Annotated in this window: 8 protein-coding genes; 2 read left to right on the forward strand and 6 right to left on the reverse strand. The window is 65.8% G+C overall.

The window, feature by feature from the left end:
- Positions 1-21: 21 nt before the first annotated feature.
- The gene (metF, locus tag BMW90_RS05310; protein WP_048530541.1) at positions 22-888 is read left to right on the forward strand and encodes a methylenetetrahydrofolate reductase [NAD(P)H]; all 867 of its coding nucleotides are present in this window, start codon (positions 22-24) and stop codon (positions 886-888) included.
- A 164-nt stretch (positions 889-1,052) separates the two neighbouring features.
- On the opposite strand, the gene lpdA is transcribed toward metF, so the two are convergent.
- Genes lpdA through aceE form a run of 3 tightly spaced genes read right to left on the reverse strand, consistent with a single transcriptional unit; the run spans position 1,053 to position 6,782 of the window.
- Positions 1,053-2,810: a dihydrolipoyl dehydrogenase gene (gene lpdA / locus BMW90_RS05315; protein WP_074835379.1), complete on the reverse strand. Its 1,758-nt coding sequence runs from the start codon at positions 2,808-2,810 to the stop codon at positions 1,053-1,055.
- Between the two features lie 12 nt (positions 2,811-2,822).
- Positions 2,823-4,106 (reverse strand): dihydrolipoyllysine-residue acetyltransferase, encoded by a 1,284-nt coding sequence (gene aceF / locus BMW90_RS05320; RefSeq protein WP_074835381.1) that lies wholly within the window; start codon positions 4,104-4,106, stop codon positions 2,823-2,825.
- A gap of 21 nt (positions 4,107-4,127) precedes the next feature.
- Positions 4,128-6,782, reverse strand: a complete 2,655-nt coding sequence (gene aceE / locus BMW90_RS05325; protein WP_048530536.1) for a pyruvate dehydrogenase (acetyl-transferring), homodimeric type — start codon at positions 6,780-6,782, stop codon at positions 4,128-4,130.
- A 419-nt stretch (positions 6,783-7,201) separates the two neighbouring features.
- Between aceE and BMW90_RS05330 the strand changes: the two genes are divergently transcribed.
- On the forward strand, positions 7,202-8,866 hold the full coding sequence (locus BMW90_RS05330; RefSeq protein ID WP_074835382.1) for a CHAT domain-containing protein: 1,665 nt from the start codon (positions 7,202-7,204) through the stop codon (positions 8,864-8,866).
- A gap of 3 nt (positions 8,867-8,869) precedes the next feature.
- Here BMW90_RS05330 and BMW90_RS05335 read toward each other — a convergent pair whose 3' ends face one another.
- Genes BMW90_RS05335 through BMW90_RS05345 form a run of 3 tightly spaced genes read right to left on the reverse strand, consistent with a single transcriptional unit; the run spans position 8,870 to position 14,708 of the window.
- Positions 8,870-11,560, reverse strand: a complete 2,691-nt coding sequence (locus BMW90_RS05335) for a hypothetical protein (protein WP_074835384.1) — start codon at positions 11,558-11,560, stop codon at positions 8,870-8,872.
- A gap of 5 nt (positions 11,561-11,565) precedes the next feature.
- On the reverse strand, positions 11,566-12,636 hold the full coding sequence (locus tag BMW90_RS05340) for a serine protease (RefSeq protein ID WP_074835386.1): 1,071 nt from the start codon (positions 12,634-12,636) through the stop codon (positions 11,566-11,568).
- A 56-nt stretch (positions 12,637-12,692) separates the two neighbouring features.
- Positions 12,693-14,708, reverse strand: a complete 2,016-nt coding sequence (locus BMW90_RS05345) for a caspase family protein (RefSeq protein WP_074835387.1) — start codon at positions 14,706-14,708, stop codon at positions 12,693-12,695.
- Position 14,709 lies beyond the last annotated feature (1 nt).

Consider the following 14,709-nt stretch of genomic DNA (forward strand, 5'->3'; position numbering starts at 1 on the left):
CTTTGACAGGAATCGTAACCCATGAGTGCTCCCGCCGTATCATTCGAATTCTTCCCGCCGCGTGATCTCGAAGCCTCCTTCCGGCTCTGGGACACGGTTCAGGTGCTGGCCCCGCTGGAACCGCGCTTTGTCTCGGTCACCTATGGTGCCGGTGGCACCACCCGCGAACTGACCCGCGATGCGGTGTCGACGCTGCACAAATCCTCCGGCCTCAAGGTTGCGGCGCATCTCACGTGCGTCGATGCCAGCCGCGAGGAAACCCTTGGCATTGCCGGCGAATTCGCCAAGGCCGGGGTGAATGACATTGTCGCGCTGCGGGGCGATCCGCCGAAAGGCGTCGACCGGTTCGTGCCCCATGCGGAGGGCTTTGCCGACAGCTGCGAGCTGATTGCGGCGCTCAAGGACAGCGGCGATTTCACCATCCGCGTCGGCGCCTATCCCGACAAGCACCCCGAGGCGGCCGACGATCAGGCGGACATCGACTGGCTCAAGCGCAAGCTTGACGCCGGTGCAGACGAGGCGCTGACGCAGTTCTTCTTCGAGGCCGAAACCTTCCTGCGCTTCCGCGACCGCTGTGCGGCCGCCGGCATCACCGCGCCGGTCGTGCCGGGGATCCTGCCGATCGAGAACTGGAAAGGCGTGCGCAAATTCGCCAAGGGCTGCGGCACGCCGGTGCCGGCCTGGCTCGAGGATGCCTTTGACAAGGCCCTGCGGGACGATCGTCAAGATCTTCTGGCCACCGCGCTTTGCACCGAAATGTGCGACACGCTGGTGAGCGAAGGTGTCGATGCGCTGCATTTCTACACGCTGAACCGGCCGGAACTGACCCGCGATGTCTGTTTCGCCCTGGGTGTGACGCCGAAAACCAAGCTCGAAAACGTCGCCTGATCCCCTGCCCGTCCCGGGCCTGCCCCGGGACATCTCCTGCCCCTGCGCATCGCGATCACGAGGCCCCGGATCATGTCCGGGGCGCTTTTGTTTCCAGAGCCGCGTGGCGACAAAAAAGGACCGGGCGCGCTGCCCGGTCCTTTCGCTTTCCTACAGAGGCACGCTCAGTGCTTCTTTTTCTTCTTCGGCGGCATCAGGTCGGTGATCGTGCCTTCGAACATCTCGGCGGCAAAGTTCACCGTCTCGCTGAGCGTCGGATGCGGGTGGATGGTGTGGCCGAGGTCGACCGCATCCGCCCCCATCTCGATCGCCAGCGCCACCTCGGAGATCAGGTCGCCGGCATTGGTGCCGACGATCAGCCCGCCGATGATCCGGTCGTCCTCGGGATCAAACAGCAGCTTGGTCATACCCTCGGAGCGCCCGTTCGACAGCGCCTTGCCCGAGGCCGCCCAGGGGAAGACGCCCTTTTCGTATTTCACGCCGCGCGCCTTGGCCTCGGTCTCGGTCATGCCGGCCCAAGCCACTTCCGGGTCGGTATAGGCCACCGAAGGAATGAGCCGGGCGTCGAAATGCCGGTTCTGGCCGGCACAGACCTCGGCCGCGACCTTGCCTTCATGCACCGCCTTGTGCGCCAGCATCGGCTGGCCCACCACATCGCCGATGGCAAAGATGTGGTTCACACCGGTGCGCTGCTGGGCATCGACCGCGATGAAGCCGCGATCATCGACCGCGACACCGGCCTTCTCGGCGTCGATCAGCTTGCCATTGGGCTTGCGCCCCACGGCGACAAGCACCTTGTCGAAAATACCGGCGCTCTCTTCGCCCTTCTCGTTCTCGAAGGTGACCTTCAGCCCGTTCTTCTGGGCCTTCACATCCGTCACCTTGGTCTTGAGCATGATGTTTTCGTAGCGGCCCTCGATCCGCTTGTGCAGCGGTTTGACGATGTCCTTGTCGGCGCCAGGGATGATCTGGTCCATCAGCTCGACGACCGTGATTTTGGAGCCCAGCGCATCGTAGACACAGGCCATCTCCAGACCGATGATGCCGCCGCCCAGAACCAGCATCCGTTTCGGGATGTCCTTCAGCTCGAGCGCGCCGGTCGAGTCGATCACCCGCTCGTCGTCATGCGGAATGAACGGCAAGTTCACCGGTTCCGAGCCGGCGGCGATGATGCATTGATCGAACGACACCGTCTTGGTGCCATCGTCGCCTTCGACGGCGATCATGTTGGGGCCGGTGAACTTGCCATAGCCCTGCACCACCTCGACCTTGCGGCCCTTGGAGAGGCCTTTCAGCCCGCCGGTGAGCTGGCCGACCACCTTGTCCTTGAAGGCGCGCAACTCGTCGAGATCGACCTCGGGCTTGGAGAAGGACACGCCATGCGCACCCATCTCCTCGGCCTCGGTGATCACCTTGGCAACGTGCAAGAGCGCCTTCGACGGGATACAGCCGACGTTCAGGCAGACCCCGCCGAGCGAGGGATATTTCTCGATCATCACCACCTTCTTGCCCAGGTCGGCGGCGCGGAAGGCCGCCGTGTAGCCGCCGGGGCCGGAGCCCAGAACGACCACCTCGGCGTGAATGTCGCCCTTGCCAGAGGCGCTGCCGGTGGCTTCGACGGCCTTGGGGGCGCTGTCTTCGGCGGTGCGCGGCCCCGGCTCGGAGGCCGGGGAGGGCTTGTCCTCCTCGCCATCGGCGCTTTCCAGCACCATGATGACCGACCCTTCGGAGACCTTGTCACCCTCGGCGACCTTGATTTCCGTGACCTTGCCGGCGGCAGGCGACGGCACTTCCATCGTCGCCTTGTCGCTTTCCAGCTCGATCAGCGGGTCCTCTGCGGCGACCGTGTCGCCGACAGAGACCAGAACGGTGAGAACGGGGACGTCGGAGAAATCACCGATATCGGGTACTTTGACTTCCATCTGATTATCTCCTTACCACATCAACTTGCGCATATCGCCAAGCAGCGTCTTGAGCGTCACGCAGAAGCGTGCGGCAAGCGCGCCATCGACGGCACGGTGGTCGTACGACAGCGACAGAGGCTGCATCAGGCGCGGCTTGAACTCCTCGCCGTTCCAGACCGGCGCCATCTTGGAGCGGGTAAGGCCGAGAATGGCCACCTCGGGCGCGTTGACGATCGGGGTGAAGGAGGTGCCGCCGATGCCGCCCAGCGACGAGATGGTGAAGGTCGCGCCCTGCATGTCCTTGGACTTCAGCTCGCCTTCGCGTGCGGCCTTGGACAGCGACATCAGCTCTTTCGAGATCTCCACCAGCCCCTTGCGGTCGGCGTCGTTGATCACCGGCACCATCAGCCCGTTGGGCGTGTCGGCCGCAAAGCCGATGTTGTAGAAGTCCTTCTTGATCAGCTTGTCGCCGTCGGGATGGATCGACGAATTGAACTCCCAGTGTTGTTTCAGCGCCGAGACGGACGCCTTGATCACGAAGCTGAGCAACGTGACGCGATAGCCCTCTTCCTTGGCCTGGGTGTCCATCTCCTTGCGGTACTTGTCCAGCTCGGTGATGTCCGCTTCGTCGTTGTGGGTGACATGCGGGATGTTGAGCCAGGAGCGGTGCAGCGCGGGGCCCGAGATCTTCTTGATCCGGCTCATCTCCACCTCTTCCACCGGGCCGAACTTCGAGAAGTCGACCGCCGGGATCGGCGGGATGCCCATGCCGCCCTGCGCGCCGCCGCTCGCCCCTGCCGGAGCAGCCGCGGTGGTGGATTTGAGATAGTTGGTCACATCCTCGCGCAGGATACGGCCCTTGCGGCCCGAGCCGTTGACCTTGGCCAGATCGATCTCGAGCTGGCGGGCAAAGGCGCGCACCGATGGCGAGGCATGCGCCTTGCCAAAGCCCGCATCGGTGACCGGCGCCGGGGCGGTGGATTGTGCCGGCGTGGCACCGGCGGCGGGTGCGGCGGCCTTCGGCGCCTCTTCGGCCGGCTCGGCCTCTTCCTTGGGCGCGGCCTCGGCCGAACCTGCGTCTTCGCCTTCCAGCACCATGATCAGCGTGCCTTCGGAGACGGTGTCGCCCTCGGAGATCTTGATCTCCTTGACCTTGCCGGCGGCGGGCGACGGCACTTCCATCGTCGCCTTGTCGCTTTCCAGCTCGATCAGCGGGTCTTCTTCGGACACCGTGTCACCGACGGAGACCAGCACGGTAAGGACGGGGACATCGGTGAAATCGCCGATGTCGGGGACGTTTACTTCAATTGCCATATTACTGTTCCTCCTTCCCGCTTACACCAGACGCGGGTTCGGCTTGTCGCCGTCAATTTCGTATTTCTTGAGCGCCTTCTCCACGTCGGCCTTGCTGACCGCGCCTTCGCGGTGCAGATCGACCATGGCCGCGGCGGCGATGTGATTGGCGTCCACCTCGAAGAAGCGCCGCAGATTGACCCGGCTGTCGGAGCGGCCAAAGCCGTCCGTGCCCAGAACGGTATAGCGGTTCGGCACCGCCGCCCGGATCTGCTCGGCAAAGTTCTTCATGTAGTCGGTGGCGACGACGATCGGGCCTTTGGCCTGTGACAGCTGTTTGGTCACAAAGGGCTCTTTCTCGTCAGCCAGCGGGTTCAGCCGGTTGTGACGCATGCAATCCTGCATGTCGCGGGCCAGCTCGTTGAAGCTCGGGGCCGACCAGATGTCGGAGGTCACGCCGAAATCTTCCTTCAGCATTTCCGCCGCCTTCATCACCTGCACGAGGATCGTGCCGGAGCCCATCAGGTTGACGTGCTTCTTGCCCGGTTTCTCGACCTTCGAGAAGCGGTAGAGCCCCTTGATGATGTCCTCCTCGACGCCCATCGGCATGTCGGGGTGGCTGTAGTTCTCGTTCATCAGGGTCAGATAGAAGAACACGTCTTCCTGATCCTGATACATCCGCTTGAGCCCGTGATGCACGATCACCGCAACCTCGAACTGGAAGGTCGGGTCATAGGTGATGCAGTTCGGAATGGTCGAGGCCAGGATGTGGCTGTGACCGTCCTCGTGCTGGAGCCCCTCGCCGTTCAGCGTGGTGCGCCCGGCAGTACCGCCCAGCATGAAGCCGCGCGCGCGGCTGTCGCCCGCCGCCCAGGCCAGATCGCCGATCCGCTGGAAGCCGAACATCGAGTAGTAGATGTAGAACGGGATCATCGGCACGCCGTGGTTGGAATAGGACGTCGCCGCCGCGATCCAGTCGGCCATGGCGCCGGCCTCGTTGATGCCTTCCTGAAGCACCTGGCCGCTTTCCGATTCCTTGTAATAGGACATCTGGTCGGCGTCCTGCGGCGTGTATTTCTGCCCCAGCGGGTTGTAGATCCCCACCGAGCGGAACAGGCCCTCCATGCCGAAGGTCCGGCTTTCGTCGGGCACGATCGGCACCACATGCTTGCCGATCTGCTTGTCCCGAAGCAGGGTCGTCAGGATCCGCACAAAGGCCATGGTGGTCGAGATTTCGCGCTCGCCGGTGCCTTCGAGCTGGCCCTTGAATTTCTCGATCCCGGGGATTTCCAGCTTGGGCGCATCCGAGGTCCGTTTCGGGAACTCACCGCCCAGCGCCTTGCGGCGGTCGGCCAGATAGGCCTTTTGCGCGTTGTTCAACGCCACGAAGGGCGCCTTGGCAACGTCTTCGTCGCTGACCGGGATTTTGAAGCGGTCGCGGAAGGCGCGCAGCTGGTCCTCGTTCAGCTTCTTCTGCTGGTGGGTGGTGTTCTGGCCTTCGCCGGCCGAGCCCATGCCGTGGCCCTTGACCGTCTTGACCAGCAGGCAGACCGGCTGATCCTTGGTCTCGGTCGCCTTCTTGAAGGCGGTATAGACCTTCTGCGGATCGTGCCCGCCGCGGCGCAGCGCCCAGATCTGATCGTCGGTCCAATCCTCGACCAGCGCCGCCGTCTCGGGGTATTTGCCGAAGAAATGCTTGCGGATATAGGCGCCGTCCTTCGACTTGAAGGTCTGGTAGTCGCCATCGACGGTTTCATCCATCAACTGGCGCAGCTTGCCGGTCGTGTCGCGCTCCAGCAGGTCGTCCCAGCCCTTGCCCCAGAGCAGCTTGATGACGTTCCATCCCGAACCGCGGAAGTTGCCTTCGAGCTCCTGCACGATCTTGCCGTTGCCGCGCACCGGCCCGTCGAGCCGCTGGAGGTTGCAGTTGACCACGAAGATCAGGTTGTCGAGCTTTTCACGCGCCGCCAGGTGGATCGCGCCAATCGATTCCGGCTCGTCCATCTCGCCATCGCCGAGGAAGCACCAGACCTTGCGGTCGGCCATGTCGATGTGGCCGCGGTTGTGCATGTATTTCATGAACCGCGCCTGATAGATCGCCATCAGCGGGCCGAGGCCCATGCTGACTGTCGGGAACTGCCAGTAATCCGGCATCAGCCAGGGGTGCGGATAAGACGACAGGCCGTTGCCGTTCACCTCGGAGCGGAAGTTTTCCAACTGTTCTTCGCTGATCCGGCCTTCCATGAAGGAGCGGGCATAGATGCCGGGGATCACGTGGCCCTGAAAGAACACCAGGTCGCCGCCGTGGATCGCGGATTTCGAGCGCCAGAAGTGGTTGAGACCGATATCGTACATCGCGGCGGAAGAGGCGAAAGAGGCGATGTGGCCGCCATATTCACTCGACACCTTGTTGCGGCGGACAACCGTGGCCATGGCGTTCCAGCGGTTGATGGTGCGGATGCGCCATTCCATTTCCAGATCGCCGGGAAACTCGTACTGATCGTCCACGGGGATCGTGTTCTGATAAGGCGTCGTGGCGCTGAACGGCAGCGTGGCCCCGGCCGCGCGGGCCTGTTGCACTGCCTTGTCGAGCAGGAAATGCGCCCGGTTGGCACCGTCGCGTTCGATCACGTCCTGGACGGCATCCTGCCATTCCTGGGATTCAATCGGATCGATGTCGGAGGTCTGGTCTGTCATATATCCTCTTCCCTTTTCGCGCGAGCCCTCGCGCTATTGTTTAACACTAAACTACATCTCGCCAGCCTAGTGCCGCCCGGAGCGGCTCAGGATGCTGACGGCCTGCGGGCAGGCGCACTCGCAACTGGGGAGGCAATAACACAAGAGAGCGGCGCCCCGTAGTGACCTGGGCGCATAACCTTCATGCATGCAGCGCATGGCGGATAGTTTAAAGCTAAACAATCCGCGACTCGCGCCGTCTCCTCCCTCTCGCTGAGATCAGCGTAACATGCTCACTTAGAATTGCGAATGTTTTGAGATTGTCGGCATTTACCGGATTATCGCACTGATTTTGTCACCATTCCGAGGGTTTGAAATCGCCGGATTTCGTGAGAAACTGCGGCTCCGAGTGGTTTTGCGCCCCATCGCGGAGGTTCGGCATGATCCGTGACATTTTCCTGGCAATTGTCCTCTGGTCGGTGTTGACCCCGCCGCTTTCGGCCCAGACGCGGGCCGAGATTCGCGACCGGGTCTTTGTCACCGCCCAGCGCGCCCAGGCCTCGGCTGCCGGACAGGCCCTGGCCCAGGCCGCCGGCCGGATTGCCGCCGGCACCGCCGGGCTCGAGGCGCTCCTGCGCGAACAGCAGGACATCTCCAAGGCGATCTCGGACCAGCGCACGGCCCTGGCCAAGCTGGCTGCCCAGCCCGGCGCCGAGGCCGAGCTTTCGGTCAGCCGGCTGCAATCCCAGATTGCCCGGGGCCGCGACAAGCTGGCGGCACTCGATGTCGAGCTGATGGCCGATTTCCCCGAATTTCGCGAGCTGACCAACCCTGCCCCGCTGTCCATCGCCGAGGTGCAGGCGCTTCTGCGCGCGGACGAGGCGCTGGTGATGACGATGACGGTCGACAGCTACCTTTACACCTGGGCGGTCTCGCCCACCGCCAGCGCCTGGACCCGGGCCGAACTGGCGCGGGCGGATCTGCGCGCGCTGGTCCAGGGCCTGCGCACCCAGTTGCGTGTGGCCCAGGACAACCGGGCCGGCGTCTCGCTCAACAAGGCGGCCCGTGCGTCGAGATTGCCCGGCTTCGACCGCGCCGCCGCCCACCGGATCTATCAACACAGTCTGGCGCCGCTCGAACCGGTGATCGGCGGCGCGCGCCATCTGATGGTGGTGTTCGACGGGCCGCTCACGTCGCTGCCGCCCGCCGTGCTGGTCGCCCGCCCGCCCGAGGGCGCGGACACCGCGCCGCAGGCCCTGCGCGAGACCGACTGGCTGCTCAAGCGGCACGCGCTCACCAGCCTGCCCAATGTCTCGGCGCTGCGGGCATTGCGGCAGGTGGCCCTGCCCCGGCGCGCCGCGAAAGCGCCCAGTTTCCTCGGCTTCGGCGATCCCCTGCTGGGCTACCGGCTGGCGGCCGAAGACGGGGCGCCGGCGCCCGAGGCGGCACAGGTCGTCACCCGGGGCGTCTATGAGGATGTGCGCCGGGTCGCCGATCTCGCCCCGCTGCCCAATACCGCGCGCGAGCTGCGCCGGCTCGCCGCCACCATGGGCGCCCCCGAGGACAGTGTGTTCCTCGCCCGCGCCGCCACCGAAACCGCCGTCAAGTCGCATGATCTCAACCGCGCCGACGTGGTGGCCTTTGCCACCCACGGGCTTCTGGCCGACGGGCTGCCGGGGCTGGCCGAGCCCGCGCTGGTCTTTACCCCGCCCGAGACGCCCACCGCGCTGGACGATGCGCTGCTGACCGCCTCCGAGGCGGCGCAACTCAAACTCTCGGCCGATCTGGTGATCCTCTCTGCCTGCGACACCGCCGGGCCGGACGGCAGCCCCGGGGCCGAAGGTCTCTCGGGTCTCGCCCGAGCCTTCATCTATGCCGGTGCGCGGGCCATTCTGGTGTCGCATTGGCCAGTCGATGACTACGCCGCCTCGGTGCTGACCACCGGCATGCTCGAACGGATGTATGGCAGCGATGCCCGCAGCCGGGCCGAGGCGCTGCAACTTTCGGCCCTCGAAATCCTCGCCGACACCCGCGAAGATCGGTTCGCCCATCCGCGCATCTGGGCGCCGTTTGTGGTGGTGGGCGAAGGCGGGCGCGATCGTTAGGGCTCAGGGTTCGTCCGGCAGGGTCTGGGCATAATCCCAGCCGATCATCGCCTCCCAGATCGCCCGGTCGCGGTAGCCCCCCGGATCGACATCCTGCGCGCCTTCGGCCAGACGGATCGACAGGAGCCAGTCGGTATAGATGTCGTTGCTCTCGACGATGGCGGCAAATCCCGGTGCCAGCGCGCCATTCCAATAGTTGGCGATTGCCCGCGACTGGCGGGTGAAGGACTGTTCCCGCCGCCAGTCGATCGCCGGGTCGTCGTCGATCTGTGCCTCGGCCCGGTCGAGCGTGGCCAACACGTCGGGCAGATCGGAGTAATTGGCCTGTGCGTCGGCCTTGATGCGCAGCAGGATCACCCGGTCGAGCGGCTCCAGCCGCGCCAGGATCGCCGGGTCGCCCAGCACGCCGTCAATGAACTCGGCCGCCTTTTCCGGGCTGTCCGTACGCCACCACAACGCCGTTGCCGTGCTCTGATAGATCTCGCCGATCAGGTTGGGTCGCGCGGTCAGCGGATCGATCAGCCGCAGGGCCTCCTGCGACAGCGAATGCGCCTCGTTCACCCGGTCGAGCCCCAGCAAGAGACCCGATTGGCGCGACAGCAGATACGCCACCTCGTCAACCCGGTGATACCGCGAGGCCCGCATCGTCTCGACCGCCTGCCGCATCCAGTAGAGCGCATCCTCCGTGTTGCCGCGCCAGCCATGGGCATTGGACAGCGCGAATTGTGTTGCGTAATGCAGCGAATGGCCCTCCGGCACCATGGCGCCGATGCTGCTGACGATGGTGCCCAGTTCGACCAGGGCCTCGTCGCTGAACACGCCGGTGCGCGAATTCATCACCTTCACCAGCCGCAGGTAATCGCGCGACAGGGTGAGGGTCGGAAAATCGGCAAGCGCCGCAAGGGTCTCGTCCATCAGCGTCCGGTTCAATTCGGGGTCCATCTGGCCAAAGGCCATCTCCATCACGACGGTGGCGGCAAAAATGTCCCATTGGGTCTTGCGACGTGCCGGATCATGCGCCGCGAACCAATCGGCCAGCACGGCGCGCATGGCCGCGCTGTCATCGCGGCGGAAGTGGTAGAAGGCCAAGAGCGCGCGGTAGATGCTGCGCTGCTCGGCGCTCATTGCCGGCAGCCGCGCGCCAAGCCGGGCAAAGGCGTCCTGCGCCGCATCGGGGTCGTGCCCGGTGCCCCAGACCCGTGCAACCGCATCGATCAGGTCGAAGATCGGCGCGCCGGGCGGCAGGGCGCCGCTGGCCAGGGCGCTTTCGCGGGCCTCGGCAAGCGCGGCGACGCTGGCATCGTGATGCCCCTTCAGCGCCAGGGACAGCGCGCGATTGAGGCGATAGAACGTGGCCCCGCGGCCCGCGGCCCCGGCATGGCGCGCCAGCACCGGATCGAGCAGCAGGTAGTTGCCCTCGAAGAACAGCCGCAGCACGTCGCGGCCGTCCGGCGCCAGATCGAAGCGCACCGCATCCACCGCGCCAAGCTCTGACGCGAAGGCGAAATCGGCCATGCCGGGATGCAGGATGTCGATCTTTTCCCGCGCGCTCTGGGCGATCCAGTGATTGGCGCGGTCGACCGCGCGCACTTCGGCATAGGCCTCGCGGTAGAGCCTCTGGCTCTCGTCATCTTTGCCGATGGCCGCTGCGGCCGAGGCCTGTTCCAGAAGAATGCGCGCAATGGCATGTGGCGGCGTGCCGGTCTGGCGCGCGATCCGCACCTCATCGGCAAAGAACCGATAGGCCTTGGCGCTTGTCTGGCCATACCGGATGACCAGCCCGAGATAGATGATGCAATTGGTCAGGTCAGCCCCGGTGATCTGCGCCTCGCGGTAATAGTCGTATTCCTTTTGCAGCAGGTCGAGCGCGGTGTCGAAATCGCCGTTCTGCGCCAGAAGCGCCCCAAGATAGCCGCGAAATCCGGCAATTCGACGGAGCGGCATGTCTTCGGCGGCTTCAGCGGCGGCCACCAGGTTGCGGGCCCGGCGGATGGCCCGGCCAAGGTCATCGTCTCTGGTATGATCCTGATCGATGTCGCGGTAGTTGATGATCAGAGACAGCTCCAGTGGAATCGGCCAGTCGCTGCTCCAGTTGTCGAGGAATTCATCGGTGATCTCGCCCGCGTCGTCGCGAAACAGATCGGTGACCACAAGCGCGAGGTTGTACAACGCGATGCCATAGGTCTCGGCCAGGTCGGGCCGCCCCCGCGCCGCCGCAACACCGTTGCGCAACAGCACCTCGCCTTCGGCCTCGCGCGACAGATTGATCAGCGCCGCGCCCTGAAGCACGCTGGCGGCCACGCGGTTGGGATGGTCGGGAATGCCGTCGGCCGTCAGCCCGGTGGCGACCGAGGCGGAAAACCGCAAGACTTCCCGCCAGTCGCCGGTGTCATAATAATAATGGGCCAGCCCGAGATTGGGATAATGATCGGCGACCGAGGGGTAATCCTCTTCATAGGTGATCTCGTTCACCGCCTCGAGCCGCTGCAACGCGGCCTCATGCTCCCCGGCCCGAAGGAGCTTCAGCCCCGCGTCGACCTCGGCAATGATCTCTTCGGCGGTCGGCAGGCCGGGCGTCGGCGCGAGGTCGCCCGCCGCCCGGGCGACCAGGCCCGGCAGGACGAGGCAGGCGGCGCAGAGCAGCCGGGCCAGCCGCGGGCCGGCCCGGTGGAATGTCTGCGGCCGCCGCGCCATCCGCCTCAGTTGCTGCTGACGGTCTGGTTCAACCAGGGCACGAATTTCGACGCCTTGGTATAGACCGAAAACATCGCATCCTCGGCACAGGTGGTCGAGCCGTTGCCGACCAGCCCCCAGCTTACCACACCCGCCTGGATGTAGCTGCCGTCGGTCAGCGGCACCACCAGCGGCCCGCCGCTGTCACCCTGGCACGAAGTCTTGCCACCCTCGAAGGTGCCCGAGCAGATCATGTTGGGCGAAAGCGGCAGCGGCGCCCGCGCCAGCATCTCGGACCAGACCTCCTCGGTCTGCCGCTGGTCGAGCTGGAACGCGCCCGCCGCCTCCATCACCCGGGGCGCGGCAAAGCCGGCACGGGCCTCCATCATCGCACTGTTGCAGGCGTCACGGCTGATGATCTGAATCTCGGCCTGCATCATCGCCTCGGTCCGCTGGGCACCGTTCACCAGCCCCCAGCCGGTGACGATCGTCGGCACGCCCTGCTGATCCAGCTGTTCGCCGAATTCGGTGTCGGGTACGTTGATCGTCTGATAGGCCGCGCTTGGCGCACGGGCGAGCTTGATCAGGGCGATGTCATTGTCGAACAGGCGGTCGTCATACTCGGGGTGGCGGTAGACCCCGGCCACCGGCACCCGATCGCCCTGCCCGTCGGCAATGGTGTTGGTGCCGACGAGAATGTCGAACTGTCCCGGCTCGAGCTGAAAATTGCCGCCATTGCCGTCGGCCATGTAGATGCAATGCGCCGCCGTCAGCACCCAGGTGTCAAGCACCAGGGAGCCGCCGCAGAACTGTGCGTCGGGGGTCGAGGGCTGGCCGGCCACCATCAGTGCCACCTGCCAGGGCCAGGCGCCATCGGCCGCCACTTCGCCGCCGATCACCCGGTCGCCCGCCGCCGCGGCCTCGGCCTTCTGCGCTTCGAGCATGGCTTCCTTGGCGTCGGATTTGGCAAAGGCAAAGGGATTGACAGTGTTGGGATCGCTCTGCGCCCCGTCGGGCATGCCCTGGGCAAAGGCCGGGCCGGTACAGGCAATGAGCCCGGCCAGTGCGGCGGAGAGGAAGGTCTTTTTGTCCGTCATGGGTTTCTATCCTTTTTTGACGCTAATGTGCGGGGTGAAAGGGGCGGCTCGGCCGGTCAATCCGGCACCAGCCTGATGGAAAAGCGGGTCACCTCGAGCGGCGTCAAAGCACCGGGAAGCGAAAGATTGCGGGTCGCCGCATCCGGCAGGGTCGCCTGCAACAGCCAGGCCGCCGCGCCGGGGGTATCTTCGGGAATGGCCCGGGTCGGCGCCGGATCGGCCAGCGCGGTCAGCACGGTGCGCGGCGCGTTGTCCCTTGCCGGCACGGTCAGCACGATGATCTCTTCCAGCCCGTGGCGCTGTGGCGCCGGGTTCTGGATCAGCAGCCCGGCCTCGACGGTTTCGTCAAAGCCCACCCGGTTCGACAGGCCGGCCTCGGGCCAGATCGCCGAAATGCGGTTGTCGGCGTCGATATACAGCACGGTCACATCGCGTGCCGTGCGAGAAGGGTTCTTGATCTCCAGCCAGAGCTGATCGCAATGGCGGACGGTCACCATCTTGCTGACCGGCTGTTCGGCTTGCACCGTGCCGCTGTCACAGCCCGCCCCGCCGCCGGTCACCGGCACATGGGTCAGGCCATATGTCGGGCCGAAACCGCTCAGCGTCAGCCCGGTACGCCCGGCGGACACCTGCTGCGTGGCAGAGCGCACCTGAAACACCCGCACCGCCCGCTCCAGCAGATCAAGCAGCCCGTCCGGTGCCATCGCCCGGGGCGCGCTTCCGGGGCCGGCGCCATCGACGATGCCGTCGCGCCCGGCCAGCGCCAGCGCCCCATCCGTCAGAACAAGGGTGTAATCGGCCGGCCCCTCGGTCCAAACCACGCCATCGGGAGCCCGTGCTGCCCGAAGGCGCGCGATCTCTTGTTGCAGCGGGCCATAGTCCGCGCCATCGGCGACGATCGGCCCGGCCAGCCGCACCGGCTGCGGCTGGCCCGGCGATTTGAGCCGGGCGAATCCCCGGGGCGGCAGCGCCCCGGTGGCCTGCATCCTGGCGCTGGTGGCTTCGAGCGCGGTCACGCGCGCCTCGGCCAAGGCCGGCCCGTCGGAAGAGGCAAAAATTTCGTAAATCGCGCCTTGCCGCACGCCCTGCAAGGCACCGGCCTGCAACCTGTCGCCCGCGGTGCGGATCACCGGCGCCCGCGGCTCTGTCTGGCCCAGCACCGCCCGCTCGAGCAGCGGGCCCTCGGCGTCGGGCGTCTGGGTGGCCGGGGCATTGGCGTTCATCTCGGCCATCGCCTGTTGCAGGAGATCGGCCCAGGTCAGCGCCGCGCCGCTTTCCAGCGCCATGGCCACCGCGCGGGTGAAATCGCCGTACCAATTGGCCGGATCCGCGGGATCGCCCAGCGGATATTCGAACGCCCGCTGGTTCTGCTGCGCGGCATAGAGAAAGACGAAATCGCCGACGAGCGGCGGAGCGGCCGGTGCCGCGGTTTCACCCTCGGACAGGTCGGACGGCATGGCCAGCAGCGATGGCGCGATATAGCGCGCCACCGGCGCGGCGGCGCTGTCGGGCAAGGCGCGAAAGCCGGTCTCGGAGTAGCAGGCATCGAGCATGGCGACCACGGATGCGCCGGTATCGAGGATCGCTTGCAGCGGCGCGGTCATCTCGTCGTCGACGATCGCATTCTCGACCGTGCCGATGGCGCCGTTCCAGCCCTTGGCGTCAGCCGGCAGGAAGATCTCGTCAAATCCGCCCTGCTCATCGCCGTTTAGGTCCGGCATCTGGGTGCCGTGGCCGGAGAAATAGAACACCGCCTGGGTTTCGCCGTCGGATCGTGCCGCCAGCTCTGCCAATCCGCCCAGGATCGCCGCCCGGGTCGGTTCGCCGGCGTTGGTCACCCCCTCGGGAAGCCGGGCCGAGGGCGCGGCCAGTACCGTGATCCCGGAGGCCTTGGCTCCCCGTGCCATCAGTGCCCGGGCCATCAGGCCGACATCATTGGCCGGGCCGCGCAGATCGGCATCGAGGTACCGATACTCGGAAACCCCGACCAGAAGCGCGCGGATCTCGGCGCTTGCCGGGGCGGCGGCGCTGGCGAAGATCAACAACGAGAGGGCGGCAATGGCGCGTGTCATG

This window comes from Marinovum algicola (assembly GCF_900109145.1).
GTDB lineage: Bacteria > Pseudomonadota > Alphaproteobacteria > Rhodobacterales > Rhodobacteraceae > Marinovum > Marinovum algicola.